We start from the raw sequence: 20571 nt of genomic DNA, 5'->3' as shown, positions 1-20571 counted from the left end.
TAAATCAGGCGGGTAATTGGCCCGCCTGATGAAGAAAAAATTAATTCACGATTTTGGTAAAGTTATCGGCCACTTCCAGCGTGGTAACCGGAGTTGTTTTGGTTAACGGAATGCTTATGAGCGTTCTCGGTGTGGTCCATCGGCCCGATACGGCATCATAAACGCCACCTAACTGTACAAAATTCTCATTAGCAGGGTATCCTAATTTTTGAGTATTGGTACCCGAGCCGTAAAAGTTTTGTGAAGCACCCGTAATTGGGTTTATAGTGCCATAGTAATCGTTATTGGTAACACGGTAACCAACCTCAGGCGGCCCGGCCGAATAGAAGTTGCCTGCTCCACCGTACATAATTACATCTAACGGAACGGTTGATGCATTAACCGTAGTACCCTGAAAAACGGCAATACCCGCAATGTTTCCGCTGTTTGCAAGCAGGTTACTGGTTGCAGTTCCAAAATCGGCACCATTAACGTTAGAGTATAAAGTACTGTTACCCCATACAGAGGCACCCATATCGGTTGATGCAGCTCCAAATATGTTTTTAAAACCACCTACGTAAAAATACTGGCCTTTTTTAACCGTACCCGAGGTAATATTAAACTTGTACGAACGTGCATCGCCAATTGCCCAGCCATTAACCGGTACCGGCCCCGAACCTGCATTATTACAGGTAACCAGCGAAAAATTGTTTACTGCAAAATCAATGTCGCGGGTGGCCTTAAGCTGAATGTACTCGTAGTTATTATCATTACTTGGTGGATTAGTTAAATAACCGGTAATAATTATAGGTGATGGCTTAACCAACGGCAACGGACGAATTTCATTAATGCGGCGTGGCCAAAGTTGTATTTTGCCATCGGCACCTACAACGGCAATGCCTATAAAATTGGCGCTTGCAGGCAATTCGGTGCCGGCAAAACTTGCGTTAGCCTCGGTATGCATGGTCATTTTACCAAAACCATCGTTAATCATCTTGTTACCTGCATAAGTATCACCCGCTACAGGCTCTGGCTCGGTAATGGCGTTGCTTATCGAAATCAGTGTACTTTCATACGTATCGGGTGCGGCCATAATTGCGGCCGCGTTTGCAGCACGTACTACCGAATAATTTACTTTACCCAATTTAGTTATGGCAGATTCGGACAAACCTGTAATGGATAAAGTGCCGTTTACACGGGTTAAGGTTGAGCCGGTAACTATTACCTGTACCGAATCACCAGCCGCATAATTAGCGGCCGCGGCACCTAAAACCAGGTTAATTCCGCGCAGTAATTTATTGCGGCCATAGTTTTGTACTACCACGTTGCCGGCAGCAAGGTTACGCGATGAAGGGTCTGATATTACCACACCCACAAACTGCTTTGCACCGCTCATGTTTTCTTCGTTAAGCGTTATATCGCTGCCTTTGTAAACGGCACGAAGGTCTAACACGGCTATGGTTGGGCCGGGTACACCACCCGGGTAATTGTCTTTTTTACAACCGCCAATTATTGCGGCTGCAATTATCATCATCAACAAATGTATCTTTTTCATTATGTTTTGATATTCGTAATTATTGATTTGACTAATTAAGGTTTTTGCCACCAAACCTGTGTGTTAATAGCATCAGTTCCTTGTGCGGCAACGGCAGCGCGGTAGTTGGTTGGGTTGGCCGATTGTACGTAAACCGGGTAAGTTAACCTTGCCGGCATTACACCGTTATTGCGCAAACCGTTACCCTTAGGCAACACCGGGTGACCGGTACGACGGTATTCAAACCATTGCTGAAAATCGGTATAAAACATGGAGTAATATTTTTGCACATGTATCATCTCCATTTTTTGGTCAAGCGTTGCATTATTGTTCCATACAATATCAGCTGCCGTTAAATAGGCATCGATATTAACAGTGTAGGTTGGCAACCAAAAATTTATACCTGCAGTGATGCCGCTTTTGTAGTAATTTTCGGCAGGCGTGCTTATCCAGCCTTTGGCTGCAGCCTCGGCCAAAATAAATTGCAGTTCCGGGTAGTTCATGATGTTGCCCATTAAAGGCTCGCTCATTAACGTGGTTGGGAAGTTGCTATCGGTAGCATAAAAATATGATTTACCGGTTATGCCCTGCCCAGGCGCATAACCACTTGGTACACCTGCAAAAGCACCCTGGAAAGGGGCTATCGACCAGCGGTTTTGAACAAATAAACGCGGATCGTTCCAGGTAATGAGGTTATTGATAAAGAACTCGGCAATTGGTGTTGCCCTAAAATCCTGAGCACGTACGTTGCCTACAGCATTACCCACAAATGGCGAGGTAAGGAAGTTGGTGCCTGTCCACTTTAATACGGCCGAATCATCATTACTGGCCATAAGCGGATAATCAGTTGCACGGGTTTCAATAATTTCCTTGATCTTGGCAATGCACTGCGCCGAAACCTCGGCCTTGCCCGATAAACGCATGAGCAAACGCAGATATAAGGTGTTACCAAATTTGCGCCATTTTGCAGCGTTACCACCAAACACAGGGTCGCCGTTGCCGCTGGTTACATTGCTGCCTTTAGCTAAACGGGTGTTGGCCTCTTCAAGCTTGTTAAAAATATCAAGATAAATGTCGCGCTGCCTGTCGAACTTAGGGGTGTAGTTTAAACTATCACGCGCCGAGCCAGCCTGTGAAAAAGGCACATCGCCGTAAGTATCGGTTAGCATTGATATTACCCATGATTGGCATATGAGTGATATACCCATATAGCTCTCATTATAGTTAGGCGCAACGCTGGCAACTTTGTAAATGTCTTTAAAGTTAACCAGTTGCGAGTACCAGCCATTCCAGGTATAATCGGCTGCGCTGTTACGTATATCATACCTGAAAATTCGGCCTTCTGAGTCACCCAGATCAACGGTTACCTGCATTAGCTCGTTATTAAGCGTACGGCTGCGCAGCATATTGTATGATACCGTATTTACCAGTGCCGGGCCTAATAGCTGCTGCGGCAGGGCATTGGTTATGCCGTTAGGGTCGGTATTGGTTTCAATAAAGTTTTTTTTACACCCTGACGATGCCACAATGACGATAGCCACCGCCATTGTAATAATAAAGTGTGTGTATTTTTTCATTGGGTATATGTTATAAGCCAATAGTTAAGTTAAAGCCAAAGGTGCGTGTGGAAGGGAACTGAGCCGTTTCAAAGCCCTGCACAATGTCGGTTCCGGCAAGGGTACCAAACTCAGGATCGAATATGGGCCACTTGGTCCAGATGAACAGGTTGCGACCATAAACACCAACCGATAAGCGCTGAACTCCTAATTTTGAAGCCACTTTTTGGGAGAAGGTGTAATCGAGGTTAGCCTCACGGAATTTGATAAAATCGGTTGAGAAGGTGTTGCCTTCGGCATTATCAATACCAAAGTGCGAGCGGTAGTAATTATCAATATCTGATGCCACTACGTTGTTAGGGCGATAGCTGCCATCAGCATTTTGAATAACGCCGTTACCAATGATACCGTTGTAACGACCGGGTAAAGTAGCAGTGTTCTTCCCCTGTTCAGACAGTTTGTAGTTTGACAGCGAGTAAGCAACGGCACCATACTGGGCATCAAACAATACGTTTAAACTTAGCTGTTTGTACTTAAAGGTATGGCCCATACTGGTACGCCATTTAGGTATGGTGTTACCTAAGTAAACTACATCGGGTGCAAGTTTGGCAAAGCCGGTAGCGGCATCGTAAACTATTTGCCCATCGGGTGCACGCAGGTAACCGCGGCCATATAAATCGCCCATGCTACCGCCAACGTTAGCCACAATCTGGCCGCCGCCTGTAGGGCCTGTGCGTAATACAACGGCACTGTCAACCTCTTTAATAACGTTTTTATTAGCCGAGAAGGTGGCAAACACCGTCCAACTGAATGATTTTGAAGTTTTTACAGGAGTGCCGTTCAAGGCAATCTCAATACCTTTATTGTTTACACGGCCCAGGTTAAATATGGCTGCCGAGTAACCTGATGATTGATCGAGGCGACGGCTCAAAATCTGGTTCTTGGTTTCGCCGGTATAAAGGGCAATGTCAAAACCTAAACGACTGTTCAGCATCTTGGTTTCAACACCAACCTCAAACGTAGTGGTACGTAAGGGCTTTAAGTTAGGATTGGCCAACACACCAGGGTTAACCAAACCCGGCGAGGTTAAGGATGGCGTGTAGTTGAACGTAGTTTGGTAAGGCGTGGTTGTACCACTACCTACCGAGGCTAATGATGCCCTTACTTTGGCATAGTTGAATATCTTTGGCATTTTAAATGCCTCTGATGGCAAAAAGCTCACACTTGCCGATGGGTAAAAGAAACCCAACATCATCGGTACGGGTGGCGGTGGCCAGTGTACTTACCCAGTCTTCGCGGCCGGTTAAATCCAGGAATAAATAATCTTTATAGCTGGTTGATAATAAGCCGTAAAAGCTATTTAGCGAGTATTTAGATTTATAAGGCAAGGTTACCAGTGTACCGGCAGCATTGGCCATAGAGTATAAACCCGGGTAAACCAACGAGTCGGCACGCACCTCATCGCGGTTGTAGGTGTTGCGTAGCATGCTGCCACCTGCGGTAGCGGTAAGGGTTATATCTTTAGTTACTTTTTTGTTGTAGCGTAATAGGAAATCGCCGCCAGCCTCTTGCGAGTAAATGTTTTGTGTGCGGAACGAGCCTTTAGGGTATTTGGTGCCCGCGTCATAAGGGCGCTCCTGTGCACGTTGCTCATAACCCATATCCATAGTGGCGCGCACCATCAAGCTCAGCTCTTTTGTAAAGTTATAAGTGGCCTGTACATTACCGGTAACCGAGTTACGGGTTGACCGGTTGATAAACTCGTACGATATAGCGTATGGGTTTTCGGGGAATGAACTGAACGGATAAAAGATTTCGCGGTCGGTTTTTCCATTCTTCCAGTAATTTTTCAACCAGTTTAAATCGGCATTGGGCTGCCAGAAAATGTACCAGTACATTAAAGACTGATTACCATAACCGGCACCCGGCAGGTTATCGCTGGTTTTGTTGTTGTAATTTACTTTCGATGCAATGGTTAATTTATCGCTAACCTTGGTATTAACGGACAGGGCTAAGCTGTTACGGCCATAACCAGTGTTAGGGGTAATCCAATCATTTTTAACATTTGTTGCCGAAAAGCGTGCCGAGGTTTTATCGTTACCACCATCAATGCTGATGGAGTTGGTAAAGGTTTTACCGGTTTCGAAAAACTCACGGGTTTGGTTTTTATAAGGTACCCAAGGTGTGCGCACGGTTGATTGCGCCTGGGTAACGGGATCTAACTGGTAGAACATTTGCCCATCAAACTTAGGCCCGTAAGCCGAACTGGTTGCGCTGGTGCTTGCACCATCAGGACCGGCAAGGTATGAGTAGTAGTTGCTGCCCGCAGTACCCTGGCCATATTCATATTGCAGATCGGGCCAGCGATTAACCGACTCTAAACCTAAATTTGAGCGCAAAGTAATACCCAGGCCTTTTTTCTTGATAGTACCCGATTTGGTAGTAATGATAATAGCACCGTTTGCACCACGCTGACCATACAAAGCCGAAGCACCAGGACCTTTTAATACGGTAACGGTTTCAATATCTTCGGGGTTGAGGTCGTTAAGGTTGCTACCATAATCGGCCGGCAGGTTATCGCTCGATGTTGCATAAACCGATTCGCCCGCATTAGATGTACGGCGGCCACTACCCTGGCTAATTACCACACCGTCAACCACAATCAGCGCTTCATTATCGCCGGTAAGGTTGTTTTCGCCACGTAAAATAATTTTGTTCGATCCGGTAGGCCCGCTATTTGAGCGTACGAGGTTGAGGCCCGCTACTTTACCCGAAAGTGCATCGGTCCAGTTGTTTGAAAGGGCCTCGGTTAATTGTTCGCCTTTCACGGTGGTTTGCGCATAACCTAATGATTTTTCTTCGCGCTTAATACCAAGTGCAGTAACAACCACCTCCTGCAACTCGCTCGAGCCACGCTTTAAGCGCACCACCAGGTTGTTTTGAGTCGAGTTGTAAGTATCGGTTTGCGAGGTATAGCCCACATAACCCACGGTTACGGCTGTACCTGCAGGTACATTTATACTAAACTGACCTGCAGCATTAGTTACTGCCAACGTGCGTTTTTGATCATTGCTGATAGTTACACCAATTAATGGCTGTGTATCATCATCGTCAATTACGCTACCACGTATAACAATATTGTCGCGGCTTTGGGCTACCAGCAAAATGTTATTGCCCGATGGCCTGAAGGTGAAGTTGGTGCCGCGTAATACTTGTGTAAGTGTTTCCTGCACGGTGCGCTCGGCACGGTTTAGGGTAACGGTACGTTTATCGTTAAAAGTGGAGTTGTTGTAGCTGATGGTAACACCTGCCAGCTTTTCGATCTGATCAAAGGCGGCTTTGAGCGTAATGCCGTTGCCCCCGAAAGTTATCTTTTTAGTGATGACCTGTGCCTGCACATTAGTGAAAGCAACCGCCATTTGTAAAAAAACCAGTATGGCCAATAACCATGATTTTTTCATATATTTACTTTAATTTATACTTATTTAGTCGTGAGTTTAAATTTTTTGGAGCCGGGAGTTGTTACCAGCAACGTCCTGGCTTTTTTATTTAATTGAGGTTAAGGAAAAGTCTATCTCATGATGCTTCCTCCTTTTTGATCGGTGTTGGTGAAGAAAAACTGGTTGCCCTTTTGGGTATAAGCCAAGCCCGAAAGCTCGCTCAGGGTTTCCATTACCTGTGGCAGCGGGGCATTGTTAAATTTAGTCGTGAGTTTAATGTGCCCCAGTTCGGCATCCGTAAAGTCAATTTGAACACCGTAGTGATGCTCAAGGGATGCTGCAATATCTTTTAACGAGGTGTTGTAAAAATTAAAGCCGTTGCTTATCCAGCTGCTAACTGCCGATGCATCAGTCTTGCCAAATGCATAAAGACCATTTAGTGTATTAATCTCTATCTGCTCGTTGGGCGTAAGGTATTTAACCAGTTTGTTTTGCCCGTTTACTTTGGCCATTACGCCAACCTTACCGCTCTGCACGGTTACTGTTACCTTTTTATCCCCGTTATAGGCTTTTACATTAAACGAGGTACCCAATACCACGGTCGATATTTCGCTGCTGGTTACTACAAAGGGTTTGGTTTTGTGCACTACATCAAAAAAGGCCTCACCGTTGAGGTATACGTCGCGCTTATCGCCCTTAAAGTATTTAACGTATTTTATTTTACTACCGCCGCTCAGGTATACTACCGAGCTATCAGGTAGTTGTATTTTAATATGCCTGCCGTTCACGTTGCTTACCTCGGCGTATTCGATAGGCATTATGGCATTGAGTATTTGCTTGTACCAGATCAAACCGGTAGTACACACCGTCAGAAGCAGGGCAGCCACAGCCAGCCACCTGTATTTTAAAACACGTAACGATCTTACCTTTTGCGGGCCATCAATATAGCTCTGTATGCTGTTCCAGCTTTTTTGCTGGTTAAGGTTTTGGTTAACGTATGCTCTTGATGCTTCCAGTATTTGTATGGTTTCAATAAACTGCGCCTGGTTTTCGGGGTTTTCTTCAATCCAGTCCTGCAATTGCGTTAACCCTTCATCGCTGATGGTTTTTTCGAAGTATTCAATAATTAAACGATAGCTGTGCTCTTCCATTAATCTGTTTCTACCTATAAAGACAGATTTACCGGCACCGCATACGTAGCGCGTTGCGTTATCAATACATTAAGAAATGATTAATTACTGGCAGCCGAATTATAAGAATCTTTAAGCAGGGAACGCAGCTTTTTTACCGATTGGTAAAGGGTTGTTTCAACCGTACGTACCGAAATATTTAAGGTTTGGGCTATTTCGTGCTTGTTCAGGTTGTCAACGTGGCTCATCAACACCACTTCGCGTTGCGATGGCGGCAGGGTATCAATCAAACTGATGATGCGGTTGTACGATTCGCGGCGGGTAATGATGTTGAGCGGTGTGTTGTGATCCTGCACCTCGTTCAGCTGATGAGCTACCTCGTCTATTGAATGGACAGGGGCTTTCGCTTTTTGGGTATGATTAAGTGATGCATTGCGCACCGAAACTGACAGGTAGCTTTTAACATTTTGCACATTGGCCTCATAGCGGCCGTCCCAAATTTTCATGAACAGGTTAGCTACAATTTCTTCGGCAATCTCAAAATCTTTGGTGTACACAGCGCTTAACTGGCATAGCGTTTTATAGTAACGGTTAAACAGGTTTTCTAGTGCCAAATGGTCATCGGCTTTCAAAAGCTCCATTAATTCCTCATCACTTAGTTGCGGGTACATGTAAATGCCTTGTTGTTGGTGTGTTTGCTGCAACAAAAGTCCCGATGCCTTATTAAGAAGATATTAAGCTCACATCATGCTTGTATTATCAATTTGGCATTTAAAGTGTCTCATCATTACAAAAAGCTTGTTTAAACATTTTTAAATATGTTTATTTCTTAATTTAATTGTCGGCACTCTATTAGGCTTGCTTAAACCTTAACTTTATGGGTGTTTTTTGTTAATTATGTCCTAACAAAAACTTTAAGTGAAATAATTAAAACATTTACTTTTTAACCGGGGTATAATTTCTGATTTTCGCAGTCGTTTAAAGCGAAGGCTCTCTCTGTGTATATAATGAACTTACTGAACAAAAGTATATTGGCCGGCATGCTGGTCATGAATGTATTGGCATCCTGCTCCAATTCTTCTTCTTCTAAAAATGGTGTTAAAAATGAAGGAAAACCCTTTGAGCCGCAAAAGCTGTTAAAATACGATCCCAAGGATGCCGATAAAGAAGTTGATGCTTTTATGCAGCACCTGCATAAAAAAAGTGCTTTCAACGGTAATGTGCTGGTAGCCAAAAAGGGAAAGATCATTTATGAAGGTGCCTTTGGCTGGGCCAATCACCTCACCCGCGATAGTTTAAAGCTCGATTCGAAGTTCGAACTGGCATCGGTATCAAAAACCATGACCGGCACGGCCATCATGATGCTTTGGGAACAAGGTAAAATTAAACTCGACCAGGATGTGCGCGACTTTTATCCCAACTTTCCGTACGAAGGTGTAACCATACGCCTGCTGCTCACCCACCGCTCGGGCATGATGAACTATGTTTACTTTGTTGACGGCCTGTACCGCAAAGAGCACCGCGACCAAAAGAAAGGCATTACCAACCAACAGGTAATGAACCTGATTGCCGAATATAAACCGGCTCCTTTTAATAAGCCCAACGTGCGCTTTTTATACAACAACTCCAACTACATGGTGCTGGGTGCCATTATCGAAAAGGTTACAGGCATGCCCTATGCACAATATATGCAGGAGAACATCTTTAAACCATCGGGCATGACGCATACGGCCGTTTACTCAAAAGCGGTTTATGATAAAATACCGGCCGATGTAGTTGGCCACGATCGTAATAGCTGGCGTTACTCGGTAGCACAAAACTTTTTAGATGGCCCCGTGGGCGATAAAGGCATTTACAGCACCATTGGCGATTTGTACCTGTTTGACCAGGCGCTGAAAGCCGGGCGTTTAATTAAACCGGCCACGCAGGACTCGGCGTATGCAGCTCATGTAACGCCGTTAATTCGTGGTCACTTTAGTTACGGCTACGGTTGGCGCATATTTGAAGACAAAAACCAGAAGGTGGTTTACCATACTGGCTGGTGGCACGGTTTTCGCCATATTTTCTTGCGCGACCTTAAAAACGATGTCACCATTATTTTGTTAGGAAACTTAGTGAATGGCAGTCTCTTACATTTAGACGATTTGTTTAAAGCCACAGGTATGCCAGTGGTACGCAAGGATGCCTATAAAGGTACTGGCGAAACAGCGGAAGATTAATATTTTGTGAGTGGTTGAGTAGTTGATTAAGTGAGTAGTTGTAAACTTAATTATAACTCAATCAAATATTTAACTCAATCAACCAATAACTCAAAAATCATGTTCGATAAACTATTTGAAGCCCAGCAAAAAGCTGGCGAAATGAAAAACCGCTTAGACAATGTTACCGTGAGCGGTAGTGTTGAAGGTGGTAAAATTACCGTAACGGCCAATGCCAATAAGGTATTGCAAAGCATCAATATTAACGAAGAGTTTTTGAAAGAAGCTGATAAAGAAGAGTTGGAAGAGCTCATGGTACTTGCTGTTAACAAAGCCTTGGAACAGGCCGAAAACGTAAGCCAAACCGAAATGGCCGCTATGACCAAAAATATGTTTGGCGATTTGGGTGGCATGTTTGGACAATAATTTTTCTGTAGAAATTCTGTATCTTTAAATATGGACGCAGCATTAAAATACAAAATTGTTGAGCGCATCATTAATACTGATGATGACGCGGTATTACAAGAAGTACAGGCTTTATTGGAGATGGAAAGTGATGACTTTTGGAATACTTTACCTAAAGAAGCAGAAACCCATTTTGATGAAGCCTGTGAACAGCTTGACCGGGGTGAAGGCATTCCACACGAGGAAGTAATGGAGGAAGCAAAGCGGCTTTTTGGAAAAAAATAATGAACTATCCCATTATATGGTCTCCTAAAGCTAAAATAACCTATTACAATATACTGCGTTATTTAAGTGAGGAGTGGACTGAGAAAGAAGTTATTGATTTTACACATCGGGTAAGCATTACAATCAAACATATATCTCATAACTATCAGCTTTATCCGTATTCCGTTCGCAAGAATGCTTATCGTGCGGTAATAACTAAACAAACCAGCTTATTATACAGGTTCAAAAATGGTTCGGTTCAGTTGGTTATGTTTTGGGACAATCGCCAAAACCCGGATAAACTAACAAAAGTTTGATAACGCTGTTACTACTCTATGTTTAAACAACTATCTATAACTTTGTTAAAACATTAAACAAGCTAACTATGAAACTTACCTATTACGGCCATTCAACCGTTGAAATACAAACCGGTGGCAAAACCCTGCTGTTCGATCCGTTTATAACGCCTAATGAGTTGGCTAAACATATTGATGTTAATGCGCTAAAGCCCGACTACATCCTTATATCGCACGGGCATGGCGACCACGTAGCAGACCTGTTGCCCATTCAAAAACAAAGCGGTGCCCAAGTAATTTGTATTGCCGAAATAGCCGGATGGCTGGGCAACAACGGTGTGCCTGATGCGCACGGCATGAACATTGGCGGTGCTTTCGACTTTGATTTTGGTAAAGTGAAAATGGTTTATGCCCTTCACTCCAGCTCAATGCCCGATGGCAGTTACGGCGGCGTACCTGCAGGTTTTGTAATTTATGCCGAAAACAAAAAGATATATTTTGCCGGTGATACCGCTCTTACCTATGACATGAAACTCCTGGCCGAAGACGAACTTGACTGGGCAATATTACCCATAGGCGATAACTATACCATGGGTATTAATGATGCCGTTAAGGCCTGCGATTTTATTGCCTGCAAGAATGTGGTAGGTGTGCATTATGACACCTTCCCGGTTATAAAAATTGATAAAAATGAGGCTAAAGAAAAGTTCTTGAAAGCCGGTCTGAACTTAAAACTCCCGGCAATTGGCGAGAGCATTGAATTGTAAGAGAACGAACAATTACTCATTAATAAAAGAAAAACGGCACCGTAACAGCGGTGCCGTTTTTCTTTTACTACCAGCCCAAAGCACAGTCCTAACACCTTATCTCTTCCGCGGCATCAGGAATGTTGCGGTAACCACAGACCTAAGTACAAGCACAGACCAAAGTAGCAACAGCACGTAGCCGCAGCCTTTTCTTTTGCGTTACTTTTCTTTCAGCAAACAAAAAGTAACATCCACAGGCAGGTGTAAAAACACTTTACCTATCCTAACAAGGCACTGCAGTAAGTCAAAGCAAATCCAAACATTGTAGAATTTGCTTCATACAATATAACTAATTTTATTTTTTAAAACGCTATCTTAAAGCCCAAAACCATCCGGGCATGAAAAAACTTTACATCCTTGCATTCTCACTATACGCTTCAACCTCTTTTGCACAAACTGCTTTAAAAGCCCAGGCTGCTAAAAAGGCCGATGCCCTGGAGGCTAAAGTAATAGCCTGGCGACGCGATTTTCACGCTAACCCCGAGTTGGGCAATCACGAAACCCGCACGGCGGGCATTATTGCGGCACATTTAAAAGCCTTGGGAATTGAGGTAAAAACCGGGGTAGCTAAAACCGGGGTGGTTGGAGTGCTTAAAGGCGGTAAGCCCGGTCCGGTAGTGGCTTTGCGTGCCGATATGGATGGCTTGCCTGTTACCGAGCGGGTAAATATTCCGTTTGCATCAAAAATAAAATCCACCTATAACAATGCCGAGGTTGGTGTGATGCACGCCTGCGGGCACGATACGCATGTATCTATTTTGATGGGCGTGGCCGAAGTATTATCAGGCATGAAAAACGTTTTACATGGAACCGTAAAATTCATTTTTCAACCGGCCGAAGAAGGTGCTCCGTTTGGCGAAGAAGGCGGTGCCGAGCTGATGATTAAAGAAGGCGTGCTGGAAAACCCTAAGGTAGATGCCATTTTTGGCTTACACATAAACGCCCAAACCGAGGTGGGTAAAATAACTTACCGCCCCGGTGGAACCATGGCTGCCGTGAACGATATGCAAATTGTGGTAAAAGGCAAGCAAGCCCACGGTGCTTATCCCTGGAGCAGCGTTGACCCTATTGTAGTTTCGGCACAAATTATAAACAGTTTGCAAACTATTGTAAGCCGCAACATTAACGTAACCGAAAATGCGGCCGTAGTAACTATTGGTTCTATAAACGGAGGTAACCGCTCCAACATTATCCCCGAGCAGGTAACTATGCTTGGCACCCTGCGTGCATTAAGTGCGGCCGATGAAAAAACACTCATCGAACGCGTAAAAACCATTGCCACCAAAACCGCCGAGGCGGCCGGTGCCACTGCCGAAGTTAAAATTCCGCTGAGTGTACGTTACCCCGTAACTTACAACGACCCGAAACTGACCGAAAAAATGCTGCCCACTCTGCAAGCTACTGCCGGGGCTGCCAACGTGCTGCTGCGCCCAGCCGTAACCGGTGCCGAAGATTTCAGTTTCTTCCAGGAAAAAATACCCGGCCTGTTCATCTTTTTAGGTGGCATGCCCAAAGGACAAGACCCGCTCAAAACAGCCGCACACCACACGCCCGATTTTTATATAGACGAAAGCGGGTTTACGCTGGGCGTTAAAGCTTTGTGTAATTTGACGTTGGATTATATGGCGGGGAAGTAATCCCCGAGACATAATTTGATAATTTTATTTATGAATTGTTACGGTTGTGGCGATGAACTAACAGAGGAAAATCGCTCTTTAGAACATGTGATTAATAATAGCATAGGAGGTAGATTAAAATCTTACAAACTAATTTGCGCTGGGTGTAATCAAAAGTTTGGTGAACATATAGATGGTGAATTAGCCGACCAAATTGGTGTTTTTGGAGACTTACTATCAATCAAGCGTGACAGAAAAAAAGGGGAGATAAAAATCCCATTAATTACTGCTAACGGGCAAATAAAGCTCGTCGGACAAGGTCTGCAAGCATTATGGAGGCTCCGAGTAAATGTGGAGGGTGGGGATAAAGAATATTTCCTTACCAATAAGCAATATCCTAAAGTTTTAAAAGACCTTAGAACGCAATTATCAAGGAAGCATAAAATTGAATATAAGAAGTATACAACGTTGCCTGACAAAGAAAAAGGCTATGTTCAAAATAAATTATCAACCAAACCTAAAGAGATTGGATTTGGAGGAATAACCTATATGCGTTCAATAGCTAAGATTGCTTTGAATTATTATCTACTTAGAGAACACGATAAATCTGAATGTAAAACAATAATTGATTTTGTCGTTAATGGAGGCAAAGATTGCCCTGTATTCTTTTATTATCCTACCAATCACACTTCTTATTCTTTAAATGAAGATGAGGTTTCACATGTTATACACCTTAAAGGCTCAAAACAGAAAAAAACATTGTATGCCTACTTGGAGCTTTTTAGCATGCAAAAGTTCATAGTTATATTTAACTTAGAATATGAAGGCGAAAGCATTGATGAAACATACTCATACAATGTTTTAACTAATAATCAGCAAGAGCGGAAGGTAAATATAAGTTTGACTAAACAACATTTTGAAAACATGTACCTAATACATGAGCAAACAAGAAATAATGTATCTATTTACTTAGATAGATTACTGAAAATTATTGAAAAAAGACAAGTTCTTTTTATTGAAGAAGATAGTATCTAATAAACCAAAAATTGCCCAACCTCCTCTTCATCTGCAGCAAAAACCAATGGCGCAGCCCCACGGCCGCGCATCTGTTTAAAAACCATCCGGTGTATGAAGCCCGCTCGGCAGGTACCAGCGATAAAGCCCGCATTAAGGTTAGTGCCAAACTGCTGGCCTGGGCCGATGTGATTTTTGTAATGGAGCGTAAGCACAAGCAACTCCTGAAGCAACGTTTTGAAGAGGTTATAAACGAAAAAGAGGTCGTTGTGCTGGATATTGAAGACAATTACCAGTACAACGACCCCGAATTAATTGCGTATTTAGCTAACGCACTAAAGCCCTATCTCGAAGAGGAGGAATAAAAATCAAATCGAAAACCCGACTTCCAAAATCAACTTAGTCTATCCACTCAAAGCGGGTGTAAGGCACTAATGCTTCGGGAATTTTTATACCGTTTTCGGTTTGATTGTTTTCTAATAACGTAGCTACAATACGCGGTAAGGCCAGTGCGCTACCGTTAAGCGTGTGTGCCAATTGGGTTTTACCCTCGGCATTACGGAAACGCAGTTTAAGGCGGTTACTCTGGTAAGTTTCAAAGTTTGATACTGATGATACCTCTAACCAGCGCTGTTGTGCTGCGCTCCAGGTTTCCATATCATAAGTTAAGGCCGAGGCAAAACCCATATCGCCACCGCATAAACGCAGCACGCGGTAAGGCAGGCCCAGCTTTTGCAGCAGGCCTTGTATGTGGCTGCTCATTTCCTCTATAATATCGTAAGAGTTATCAGGGTGAACCACCTGTACAATTTCTACCTTATCAAACTGGTGCAAACGGTTCAGTCCACGCACATGTGCTCCATATGAACCGGCCTCGCGGCGGAAACAAGGGGTGTAGCCTGTATTTTTAACAGGTAATTCATCAGCCTTTAAAATAACATCGCGGTACAAGTTGGTAATGGGAACTTCGGCGGTTGGTATCAAATACAAATTATCCTGACCAACAAAGTACATCTGGCCTTCTTTATCGGGCAGCTGGCCGGTACCAAAGCCTGATGCTTCGTTCACCATAAGCGGCAGCATAACTTCGCTGTAACCTGCTTTTTCGGCCTCATCTAAAAAGAAACTGATGAGTGCACGTTGCAGTTTGGCGCCTTTACCCTTATAAACAGGGAAACCCGCTCCGGTAATTTTAACACCCAGCTCAAAATCAATGATATTGTATTTGGCCGCCAGTTCCCAGTGTGGCAATGCGCTTTCGGGCAGGGCCGGTTTATCGCCATTTTCCAATACAATTTCGTTATCCTCGGCACTTACGCCTTTGGGTACGCTTGCGTGCGGCAGGTTGGGCAGTAATACAATTTTTTGCAATAACTCCTGCTCAATATTGGTGAGTTCTTCACCATATTTTTTAATATCCTCTTTCCAAGTCCCGGTTTGCGATTTTACCTTTTCGGCTTCTTCTTTTTGCCCGGTACGCATCAGCTCTCCAATACGTTTAGCGGCAGCATTGGCCTCGGCCGATGTACTGTCTAAACGGTTCTGAGTTTGCTTACGATTATCGTCGAGCGCCAGAATTTCGTCAACCAGCTCTGATTGTTTAAAGTTTTTAACAGCCAAACGAGCCAAAACCTGTTCCTTGTTATCGCGGATATAACTAACTTGCAGCATTATTTTTAATTTCTGAACAGCAAAGATATAATTGGTGAGTGGTTAATAGAGAATGGTGAGTGGTTTTATTTTGGCTTGCTCACGCTTTACCTAATCAACTATTCAACCAATAGCTACTCACTAAAACAGCATGACTGGTAAACTCTACTTAGTGCCCACGCCTATTGGCAACCTTGAGGATATGACCTATCGCGCTATACGCGTGCTAAAGGAGGCCGACCTGATACTGGCCGAAGATACCCGTACATCGGCCCCTATGCTCAAGCATTTCGGGATAGAAAAGCGGGTATTTGCACATCATCAGCACAACGAGCATCAATCGAGCAGTGAAATTGTGAAGTTTTTGCTGGAGGGAAAGAACATTGCTCTCATATCTGATGCCGGTACGCCTGCCATATCCGATCCTGGTTTTTTTATGGTACGCGAGGCTTTAAAGTTTAATATACCTGTTGAGTGTTTGCCTGGTGCCACCGCGTTTGTACCAGCCTTGGTAAACTCGGGTTTCCCTACCGATAAATTTTGTTTCGAAGGATTTCTTCCCTTGAAAAAAGGCCGCCAAACCCGCTATAAGTTTTTAGCCGACGAAGAGCGCACCATCATACTGTACGAATCGCCACACCGTTTGTTAAAAACTTTGGATGAGATGATTACCTATTGGGGCGAAGACCGAATGATTTCCGTATCGCGGGAGCTGACTAAGGTTTTTGAAGAAACCGTACGCGGTACAGTAGCCGAGGTAAAGGCCTATTATGAAACACATCCGGTTAAGGGGGAGTTTGTGATTTGCGTAGCGGGGAAGGAGTAAAAGCCCCACCCAAACCCTCCCCGGGAGAGAGGGCTTTAAATAAAATAATATCAAGTGATACTCTTCCGTCGCCTCCCAGCTTCGGGGCGAAAGCAGGCAACACCGATGGGCTGTGCGGCAGGAAGGGGCCTCTTAGATTTTGCCGAAGCGCAGGCCAAGCGGGAACGAAGTGTGGCAAAAGATAAAAAGTCCGTGGTGCTGCCTGGATTTGCAGCAGTGGCCACGTGCGACAAACGAAGCATAGGGAGGCGACTTGATTATTCACCTGTTGTTTGGTTTTATGGGTGTTCATGAGAACGCTCCGCTTAGTTTTGGTTCTTTCATAAAGGAAAGAACAAAGAGCCTCCGCGGCTCAGAAGCGGTAGACGAGTGACAAGTAACGTGACATGCCTACGCAGAGATTGCTTCGACGGCCAATGCTCTTGCCACACTGTCTCGCAATGACGTGTTGGTTAAGCCCTCCCCCAGGCGGATAGGATTGAGTAAGGCTATCACATAATTTATTCAACATGAATACAATCATTTAACACATTCCTCGTTTCTTTGTATCGCATGAGAAAAAACCTTTTACTCGCTGTATTCTCGGGGCTGTTGCTGTGGATTGCCTGGCCGCCTACTTCATATACTACATTCTTTTTATTTGTTGGCCTGGTGCCCATGCTTATGGCAATGGAAAACATCATTCAATCAAACTCAAGCAAAAAAGGGCGACTTGTTTTTGCCACCACCTTTATTGGCTTTTTTGTATGGAATACGCTTTGTATATACTGGGTTTATAATTCACTTAAAATTATTGGCCCGGTTGCCGCTATACCTGTTACGCTTATTCCGTACAGCTTGGGGCCATTGTTAATGGCGGGTGCCTGTTGGTTATATTACCGTATGCGTGTTGCTACTTCGCGCGGCTGGGCGTTGGCAGCGTTGGTTTGCTTTTGGATTGCTTACGAATACCTGCACCAAAGCTGGGAGTTGAACTTTCCGTGGATGACGTTGGGCAACGGGTTTGCTGTAAGCCATAAATGGATACAATGGTACGAGTATACCGGCGTTTATGGCGGCACCGTATGGATATGGGCTTGTAATATATTACTGTATTTGCTGTATTTAGGCCTGCGCGAAGCTCAAAGCAAGCAACAGCGCTTAAAGTTAATTTCGGCGTTTGTATTGGTATTGCTGCTGCCTTTAGGACTGTCGCTATCGCGGTATTATAATTACGAGGAAGAAATTAGCCCGTCGGGCATAGTGGTGGTGCAACCCAACATTGACCCGTATACTAAGTTTAATGTACCGCCTTACGAGGAGATAAGCACACTCACAAAGCTATCCGATTCGGCAGCGCTGCCGAATACAGAGTATTTCATCTGGCCTGAAACGGCTATTTCGGAAGATATTAATGAAGATGCATTTTCGGGAACGCCGCAATTTAATCAGGTTAAGCAGTTTTTAGTTAAACACAAAAACGGCAACCTGCTTACAGGTATATCTACTTACAAAATTTATAATGATGCGCATACACCAACTGCACAACAGTTGAGTGGAAGCAGCCAATTTTATGATCGTTTTAACGCCGCTGTAAATATTCAAAACGGCGAGAAGCTACAGTTTTACCATAAATCGAAATTAGTACCTGGGGCCGAATTAATGCCTTTTGGTTCGGCTTTAAGTTTTTTGAAACCTGTTTTTGAACACTTGGGCGGTTCGAGCGGTGGTTATGGTAGCCAAAACGAGCCTGATGTTTTTTACTCACAAAGCGGCGTAGGTGCCGACCCGGTTATTTGCTACGAAACCATTTGGGGTAACTGGGTGGCGCAATCGGTAAAAAAAGGGGCACAATTCATTGCCATTATTACCAACGATGGCTGGTGGGAAAACACCTCGGGTAAAGACCAGCATTTTGATTACGCCAAGCTTCGTGCTATTGAAAACCGCCGCTGGGTTGCCCGCTCGGCCAATACCGGCATCTCGGGTTTTATTAACCAACGGGGAGATGTAGTACAACAATCGGGCTGGTGGGTGCGTGCGGCCTTACGGCAAAATATTAATCTTAACTCGCGTTTAACCTTCTATACGCAACATGGCGATTATTTGCCTTATACTGCAATTATATTGGCTTGTGTGGGAGGTGTATGGATTTTGTTGAGCAGTTTTAGGAGGAGAAAGGCTTGATAGCCCCACCCAAACGCTCTCCGCCTAAGGCGGAAGGGGTTTAAAAAAGTAGTTTTTTTTAAGTCCCCCCTACCGGGGGAGATTTAGAGGGGGCTAATCTAATTCAACCTGCGCATCAACTGCTCTTCCACCTTTTTAAATACCTGTAAAGGCTTCAGCCCGCGCCAGTTAAACTCATCCAGTTCGCCGCCAAAGTTTATAAAGTAATCGATGTTATTTTGCTTAAACTCGCGTATTACGTGTTCGCGAAAATTCAGGCCCGCAATCCAGCCATCCTCTATATCCTGAAACCATTCTTCATAATAGCAATCGTCGGATGAGTGATAGTTCAGGATATTTTCACCTATGAGGATGAACTTATTAAGGCCATTATCTATCATTAGCTCCATTATTTCGCGCTTAAGAAGCATAATATCGTTGCCAATGGCATCGTTCCATTCACCAATAAATTCGATGATAACGTAGCCCCGGTCATAATCGGCATACAGCACTTTCATGTATAACGTGCTCGACCCAAACGAATCCCACTGCGGGTGCAGCAAAAAATTGTACACCTGCTTATCAAACTCAAACTCATTATACACCGTAGCATAAAAAGGCGAATACTCATCCTCTGCCGCAATGTAATCATCCCTCCACCTGTAATATGGTTCTATCTCGTGCATTCTTTTAAAATGTGCAGATATGCAAATTTGCGGATGTGCAAATGATTTGATTTGCACATCCGCACTTAGCTGCATATCTCATTAGTTAAATAATTCTTTCCTTCTTGTATTTCGCTTATATGCGAATCAATGCTCTCATCTGCATATTTGCACATCAGCAAATCTGCGCATTACAAGCTCTTAAACGCTACCACCGCTTTGCGCACGCTTCCGTGCTCCTTTAATAAGGATGCTGCAGTTGATTCGTCAACGTTAATCTCCTGCATGATCATACGGGTGCCGCGGTCAACCAGCTTATGATTTGATAACTGCATATCTACCATTTTATTACCTTTTACCCGGCCTAACTGTATCATTACTGTGGTGCTCAGCATGTTTAAAACCAGCTTTTGAGCCGTACCCGCTTTCATACGGGTTGAGCCGGTTACAAATTCAGGGCCTGTAACTACTTCAACAGGTAACTGTGCCTCTGCCGCAATCGGGCTACCTGCGTTGCAAACAATACATCCGGTAATTAAGCCGTTCTGATTAGCCATTTTTAAACCTCCAATAACATATGGCGTTCGGCCCGATGCTGCTATGCCCACCACTATGTCTTTATCGGTGATGTTGTATTCCAAAAGATCTTTCCAGGCTTGTTCTGCATCGTCTTCGGCAAACTCAACGGCTTTGCGTATGGCAGTGTCGCCACCGGCAATAATACCTACTACCCAATCAAAAGGCACACCAAAGGTTGGCGGGCACTCTGAGGCATCAACCACTCCCAAACGGCCGCTGGTGCCTGCACCTATGTAAAACAAGCGGCCACCGGCACGCATTTTTTCAGTTACTGCGGCAGCCAGTTTTTCTATCTGGGGCAACGCCTTTTCAACTGCCAGCGGAACCGATCTATCTTCGCGATTGATGTTTTGCAATAGTTCTGCTATGGGCAATTTTTCTAATTGATTGTAATGCGAATCTTGTTCGGTAGTGTTAATCATATTATTCTTACAAATCTGTAACAAAAATGGGTAAAATTCCGTCAAC

19 protein-coding genes are annotated in these 20571 nt (G+C 44.2%); 10 read left to right on the top strand and 9 right to left on the bottom strand.

Annotated features, from left to right (window positions below; translation table 11 throughout):
* Positions 1-40 precede the first annotated feature (40 nt).
* The 6 genes from QE417_RS14525 to QE417_RS14500 form a co-directional block, all read right to left on the bottom strand.
* A complete protein-coding gene (locus tag QE417_RS14525; RefSeq protein ID WP_311951173.1) occupies positions 41-1534 on the bottom strand; it encodes a DUF5689 domain-containing protein in 1494 nt (497 codons plus the stop codon).
* A gap of 35 nt (positions 1535-1569) precedes the next feature.
* A complete protein-coding gene (locus QE417_RS14520; protein ID WP_311951171.1) occupies positions 1570-3090 on the bottom strand; it encodes a SusD/RagB family nutrient-binding outer membrane lipoprotein in 1521 nt (506 codons plus the stop codon).
* A 10-nt stretch (positions 3091-3100) separates the two neighbouring features.
* Positions 3101-4261, bottom strand: a complete 1161-nt coding sequence (locus QE417_RS14515) for a TonB-dependent receptor (RefSeq protein ID WP_311951169.1) — start codon at positions 4259-4261, stop codon at positions 3101-3103.
* Between the two features lies 1 nt (position 4262).
* Complete coding sequence (locus QE417_RS14510; RefSeq protein ID WP_311951167.1) at positions 4263-6530, bottom strand: SusC/RagA family TonB-linked outer membrane protein; 2268 nt, start codon at positions 6528-6530, stop codon at positions 4263-4265.
* Between the two features lie 110 nt (positions 6531-6640).
* Positions 6641-7660 carry a FecR family protein gene (locus tag QE417_RS14505; RefSeq protein ID WP_311951166.1) on the bottom strand — a complete coding sequence of 340 codons (1020 nt, stop codon included), beginning with the start codon at positions 7658-7660 and terminating at the stop codon, positions 6641-6643.
* An 80-nt stretch (positions 7661-7740) separates the two neighbouring features.
* Positions 7741-8310 carry an RNA polymerase sigma factor gene (locus QE417_RS14500; protein ID WP_311951164.1) on the bottom strand — a complete coding sequence of 190 codons (570 nt, stop codon included), beginning with the start codon at positions 8308-8310 and terminating at the stop codon, positions 7741-7743.
* A gap of 336 nt (positions 8311-8646) precedes the next feature.
* Between QE417_RS14500 and QE417_RS14495 the strand changes: the two genes are divergently transcribed.
* From QE417_RS14495 to QE417_RS14460, 8 genes are all read left to right on the top strand, one after another.
* Positions 8647-9858 carry a serine hydrolase domain-containing protein gene (locus tag QE417_RS14495; protein ID WP_311951162.1) on the top strand — a complete coding sequence of 404 codons (1212 nt, stop codon included), beginning with the start codon at positions 8647-8649 and terminating at the stop codon, positions 9856-9858.
* Positions 9859-9957: 99 nt separating this feature from the next.
* The gene (locus tag QE417_RS14490) at positions 9958-10263 is read left to right on the top strand and encodes a YbaB/EbfC family nucleoid-associated protein (RefSeq protein ID WP_311951160.1); all 306 of its coding nucleotides are present in this window, start codon (positions 9958-9960) and stop codon (positions 10261-10263) included.
* Positions 10264-10293: 30 nt separating this feature from the next.
* On the top strand, positions 10294-10527 hold the full coding sequence (locus tag QE417_RS14485; RefSeq protein ID WP_311951158.1) for a hypothetical protein: 234 nt from the start codon (positions 10294-10296) through the stop codon (positions 10525-10527).
* The gene (locus tag QE417_RS14480; protein WP_311951155.1) at positions 10527-10823 is read left to right on the top strand and encodes a type II toxin-antitoxin system RelE/ParE family toxin; all 297 of its coding nucleotides are present in this window, start codon (positions 10527-10529) and stop codon (positions 10821-10823) included. Before QE417_RS14485 ends, QE417_RS14480 begins: the two co-directional genes overlap by 1 nt.
* A 68-nt stretch (positions 10824-10891) precedes the next feature.
* Positions 10892-11569, top strand: a complete 678-nt coding sequence (locus tag QE417_RS14475) for a metal-dependent hydrolase (RefSeq protein WP_311951153.1) — start codon at positions 10892-10894, stop codon at positions 11567-11569.
* Between the two features lie 377 nt (positions 11570-11946).
* Entirely contained in the window at positions 11947-13245 is a 1299-nt protein-coding gene (locus tag QE417_RS14470) for an amidohydrolase (RefSeq protein ID WP_311951151.1), read from the top strand.
* Positions 13246-13275: 30 nt separating this feature from the next.
* On the top strand, positions 13276-14259 hold the full coding sequence (locus QE417_RS14465; protein WP_311951144.1) for an HNH endonuclease: 984 nt from the start codon (positions 13276-13278) through the stop codon (positions 14257-14259).
* Between the two features lie 11 nt (positions 14260-14270).
* The gene (locus QE417_RS14460) at positions 14271-14603 is read left to right on the top strand and encodes a low molecular weight protein tyrosine phosphatase family protein (protein ID WP_311951141.1); all 333 of its coding nucleotides are present in this window, start codon (positions 14271-14273) and stop codon (positions 14601-14603) included.
* A gap of 34 nt (positions 14604-14637) precedes the next feature.
* Here QE417_RS14460 and serS read toward each other — a convergent pair whose 3' ends face one another.
* Complete coding sequence (serS, locus tag QE417_RS14455; RefSeq protein WP_311951140.1) at positions 14638-15909, bottom strand: serine--tRNA ligase; 1272 nt, start codon at positions 15907-15909, stop codon at positions 14638-14640.
* A gap of 130 nt (positions 15910-16039) precedes the next feature.
* Between serS and rsmI the strand changes: the two genes are divergently transcribed.
* Together rsmI and lnt are read left to right on the top strand one after the other, a co-directional pair.
* Positions 16040-16714, top strand: coding sequence for a 16S rRNA (cytidine(1402)-2'-O)-methyltransferase (gene rsmI, locus QE417_RS14450; protein WP_311951138.1), 675 nt, complete (start codon positions 16040-16042; stop codon positions 16712-16714).
* Between the two features lie 552 nt (positions 16715-17266).
* Positions 17267-18880, top strand: a complete 1614-nt coding sequence (gene lnt, locus QE417_RS14445) for an apolipoprotein N-acyltransferase (RefSeq protein ID WP_311951136.1) — start codon at positions 17267-17269, stop codon at positions 18878-18880.
* 98 nt (positions 18881-18978) lie between these two features.
* Here lnt and QE417_RS14440 read toward each other — a convergent pair whose 3' ends face one another.
* A complete protein-coding gene (locus tag QE417_RS14440; RefSeq protein WP_311951134.1) occupies positions 18979-19545 on the bottom strand; it encodes a hypothetical protein in 567 nt (188 codons plus the stop codon).
* Between the two features lie 170 nt (positions 19546-19715).
* Positions 19716-20525, bottom strand: coding sequence for an N-acetylmuramic acid 6-phosphate etherase (murQ, locus tag QE417_RS14435; RefSeq protein ID WP_311951132.1), 810 nt, complete (start codon positions 20523-20525; stop codon positions 19716-19718).
* Between the last annotated feature and the right edge of the window lie 46 nt (positions 20526-20571).

This window comes from Mucilaginibacter terrae, assembly GCF_031951985.1.
GTDB classification, from domain to species: Bacteria; Bacteroidota; Bacteroidia; order Sphingobacteriales; family Sphingobacteriaceae; genus Mucilaginibacter; species Mucilaginibacter terrae_A.
This window is presented reverse-complemented; position numbering and strand designations above follow the sequence as displayed.

Excerpts from the sequence above, each read along its gene's own strand:
- serS (WP_311951140.1), bottom strand. The coding sequence starts at position 15,909 with ATGCTGCAAGTTAGTTATATCCGCGATAACAAGGAACAGGTTTTGGCT.
- QE417_RS14525 (WP_311951173.1), bottom strand. The coding sequence starts at position 1,534 with ATGAAAAAGATACATTTGTTGATGATGATAATTGCAGCCGCAATAATT.
- QE417_RS14520 (WP_311951171.1), bottom strand. The coding sequence starts at position 3,090 with ATGAAAAAATACACACACTTTATTATTACAATGGCGGTGGCTATCGTC.
- QE417_RS14505 (WP_311951166.1), bottom strand. The coding sequence starts at position 7,660 with ATGGAAGAGCACAGCTATCGTTTAATTATTGAATACTTCGAAAAAACC.
- QE417_RS14475 (WP_311951153.1), top strand. The coding sequence starts at position 10,892 with ATGAAACTTACCTATTACGGCCATTCAACCGTTGAAATACAAACCGGT.
- QE417_RS14500 (WP_311951164.1), bottom strand. The coding sequence starts at position 8,310 with ATGTACCCGCAACTAAGTGATGAGGAATTAATGGAGCTTTTGAAAGCC.
- QE417_RS14515 (WP_311951169.1), bottom strand. The coding sequence starts at position 4,261 with ATGCCAAAGATATTCAACTATGCCAAAGTAAGGGCATCATTAGCCTCG.
- QE417_RS14495 (WP_311951162.1), top strand. The coding sequence starts at position 8,647 with ATGAACTTACTGAACAAAAGTATATTGGCCGGCATGCTGGTCATGAAT.
- QE417_RS14480 (WP_311951155.1), top strand. The coding sequence starts at position 10,527 with ATGAACTATCCCATTATATGGTCTCCTAAAGCTAAAATAACCTATTAC.
- QE417_RS14490 (WP_311951160.1), top strand. The coding sequence starts at position 9,958 with ATGTTCGATAAACTATTTGAAGCCCAGCAAAAAGCTGGCGAAATGAAA.
- lnt (WP_311951136.1), top strand. The coding sequence starts at position 17,267 with ATGAGAAAAAACCTTTTACTCGCTGTATTCTCGGGGCTGTTGCTGTGG.
- QE417_RS14440 (WP_311951134.1), bottom strand. The coding sequence starts at position 19,545 with ATGCACGAGATAGAACCATATTACAGGTGGAGGGATGATTACATTGCG.
- QE417_RS14470 (WP_311951151.1), top strand. The coding sequence starts at position 11,947 with ATGAAAAAACTTTACATCCTTGCATTCTCACTATACGCTTCAACCTCT.
- murQ (WP_311951132.1), bottom strand. The coding sequence starts at position 20,525 with ATGATTAACACTACCGAACAAGATTCGCATTACAATCAATTAGAAAAA.
- QE417_RS14485 (WP_311951158.1), top strand. The coding sequence starts at position 10,294 with ATGGACGCAGCATTAAAATACAAAATTGTTGAGCGCATCATTAATACT.
- rsmI (WP_311951138.1), top strand. The coding sequence starts at position 16,040 with ATGACTGGTAAACTCTACTTAGTGCCCACGCCTATTGGCAACCTTGAG.
- QE417_RS14465 (WP_311951144.1), top strand. The coding sequence starts at position 13,276 with ATGAATTGTTACGGTTGTGGCGATGAACTAACAGAGGAAAATCGCTCT.
- QE417_RS14510 (WP_311951167.1), bottom strand. The coding sequence starts at position 6,530 with ATGAAAAAATCATGGTTATTGGCCATACTGGTTTTTTTACAAATGGCG.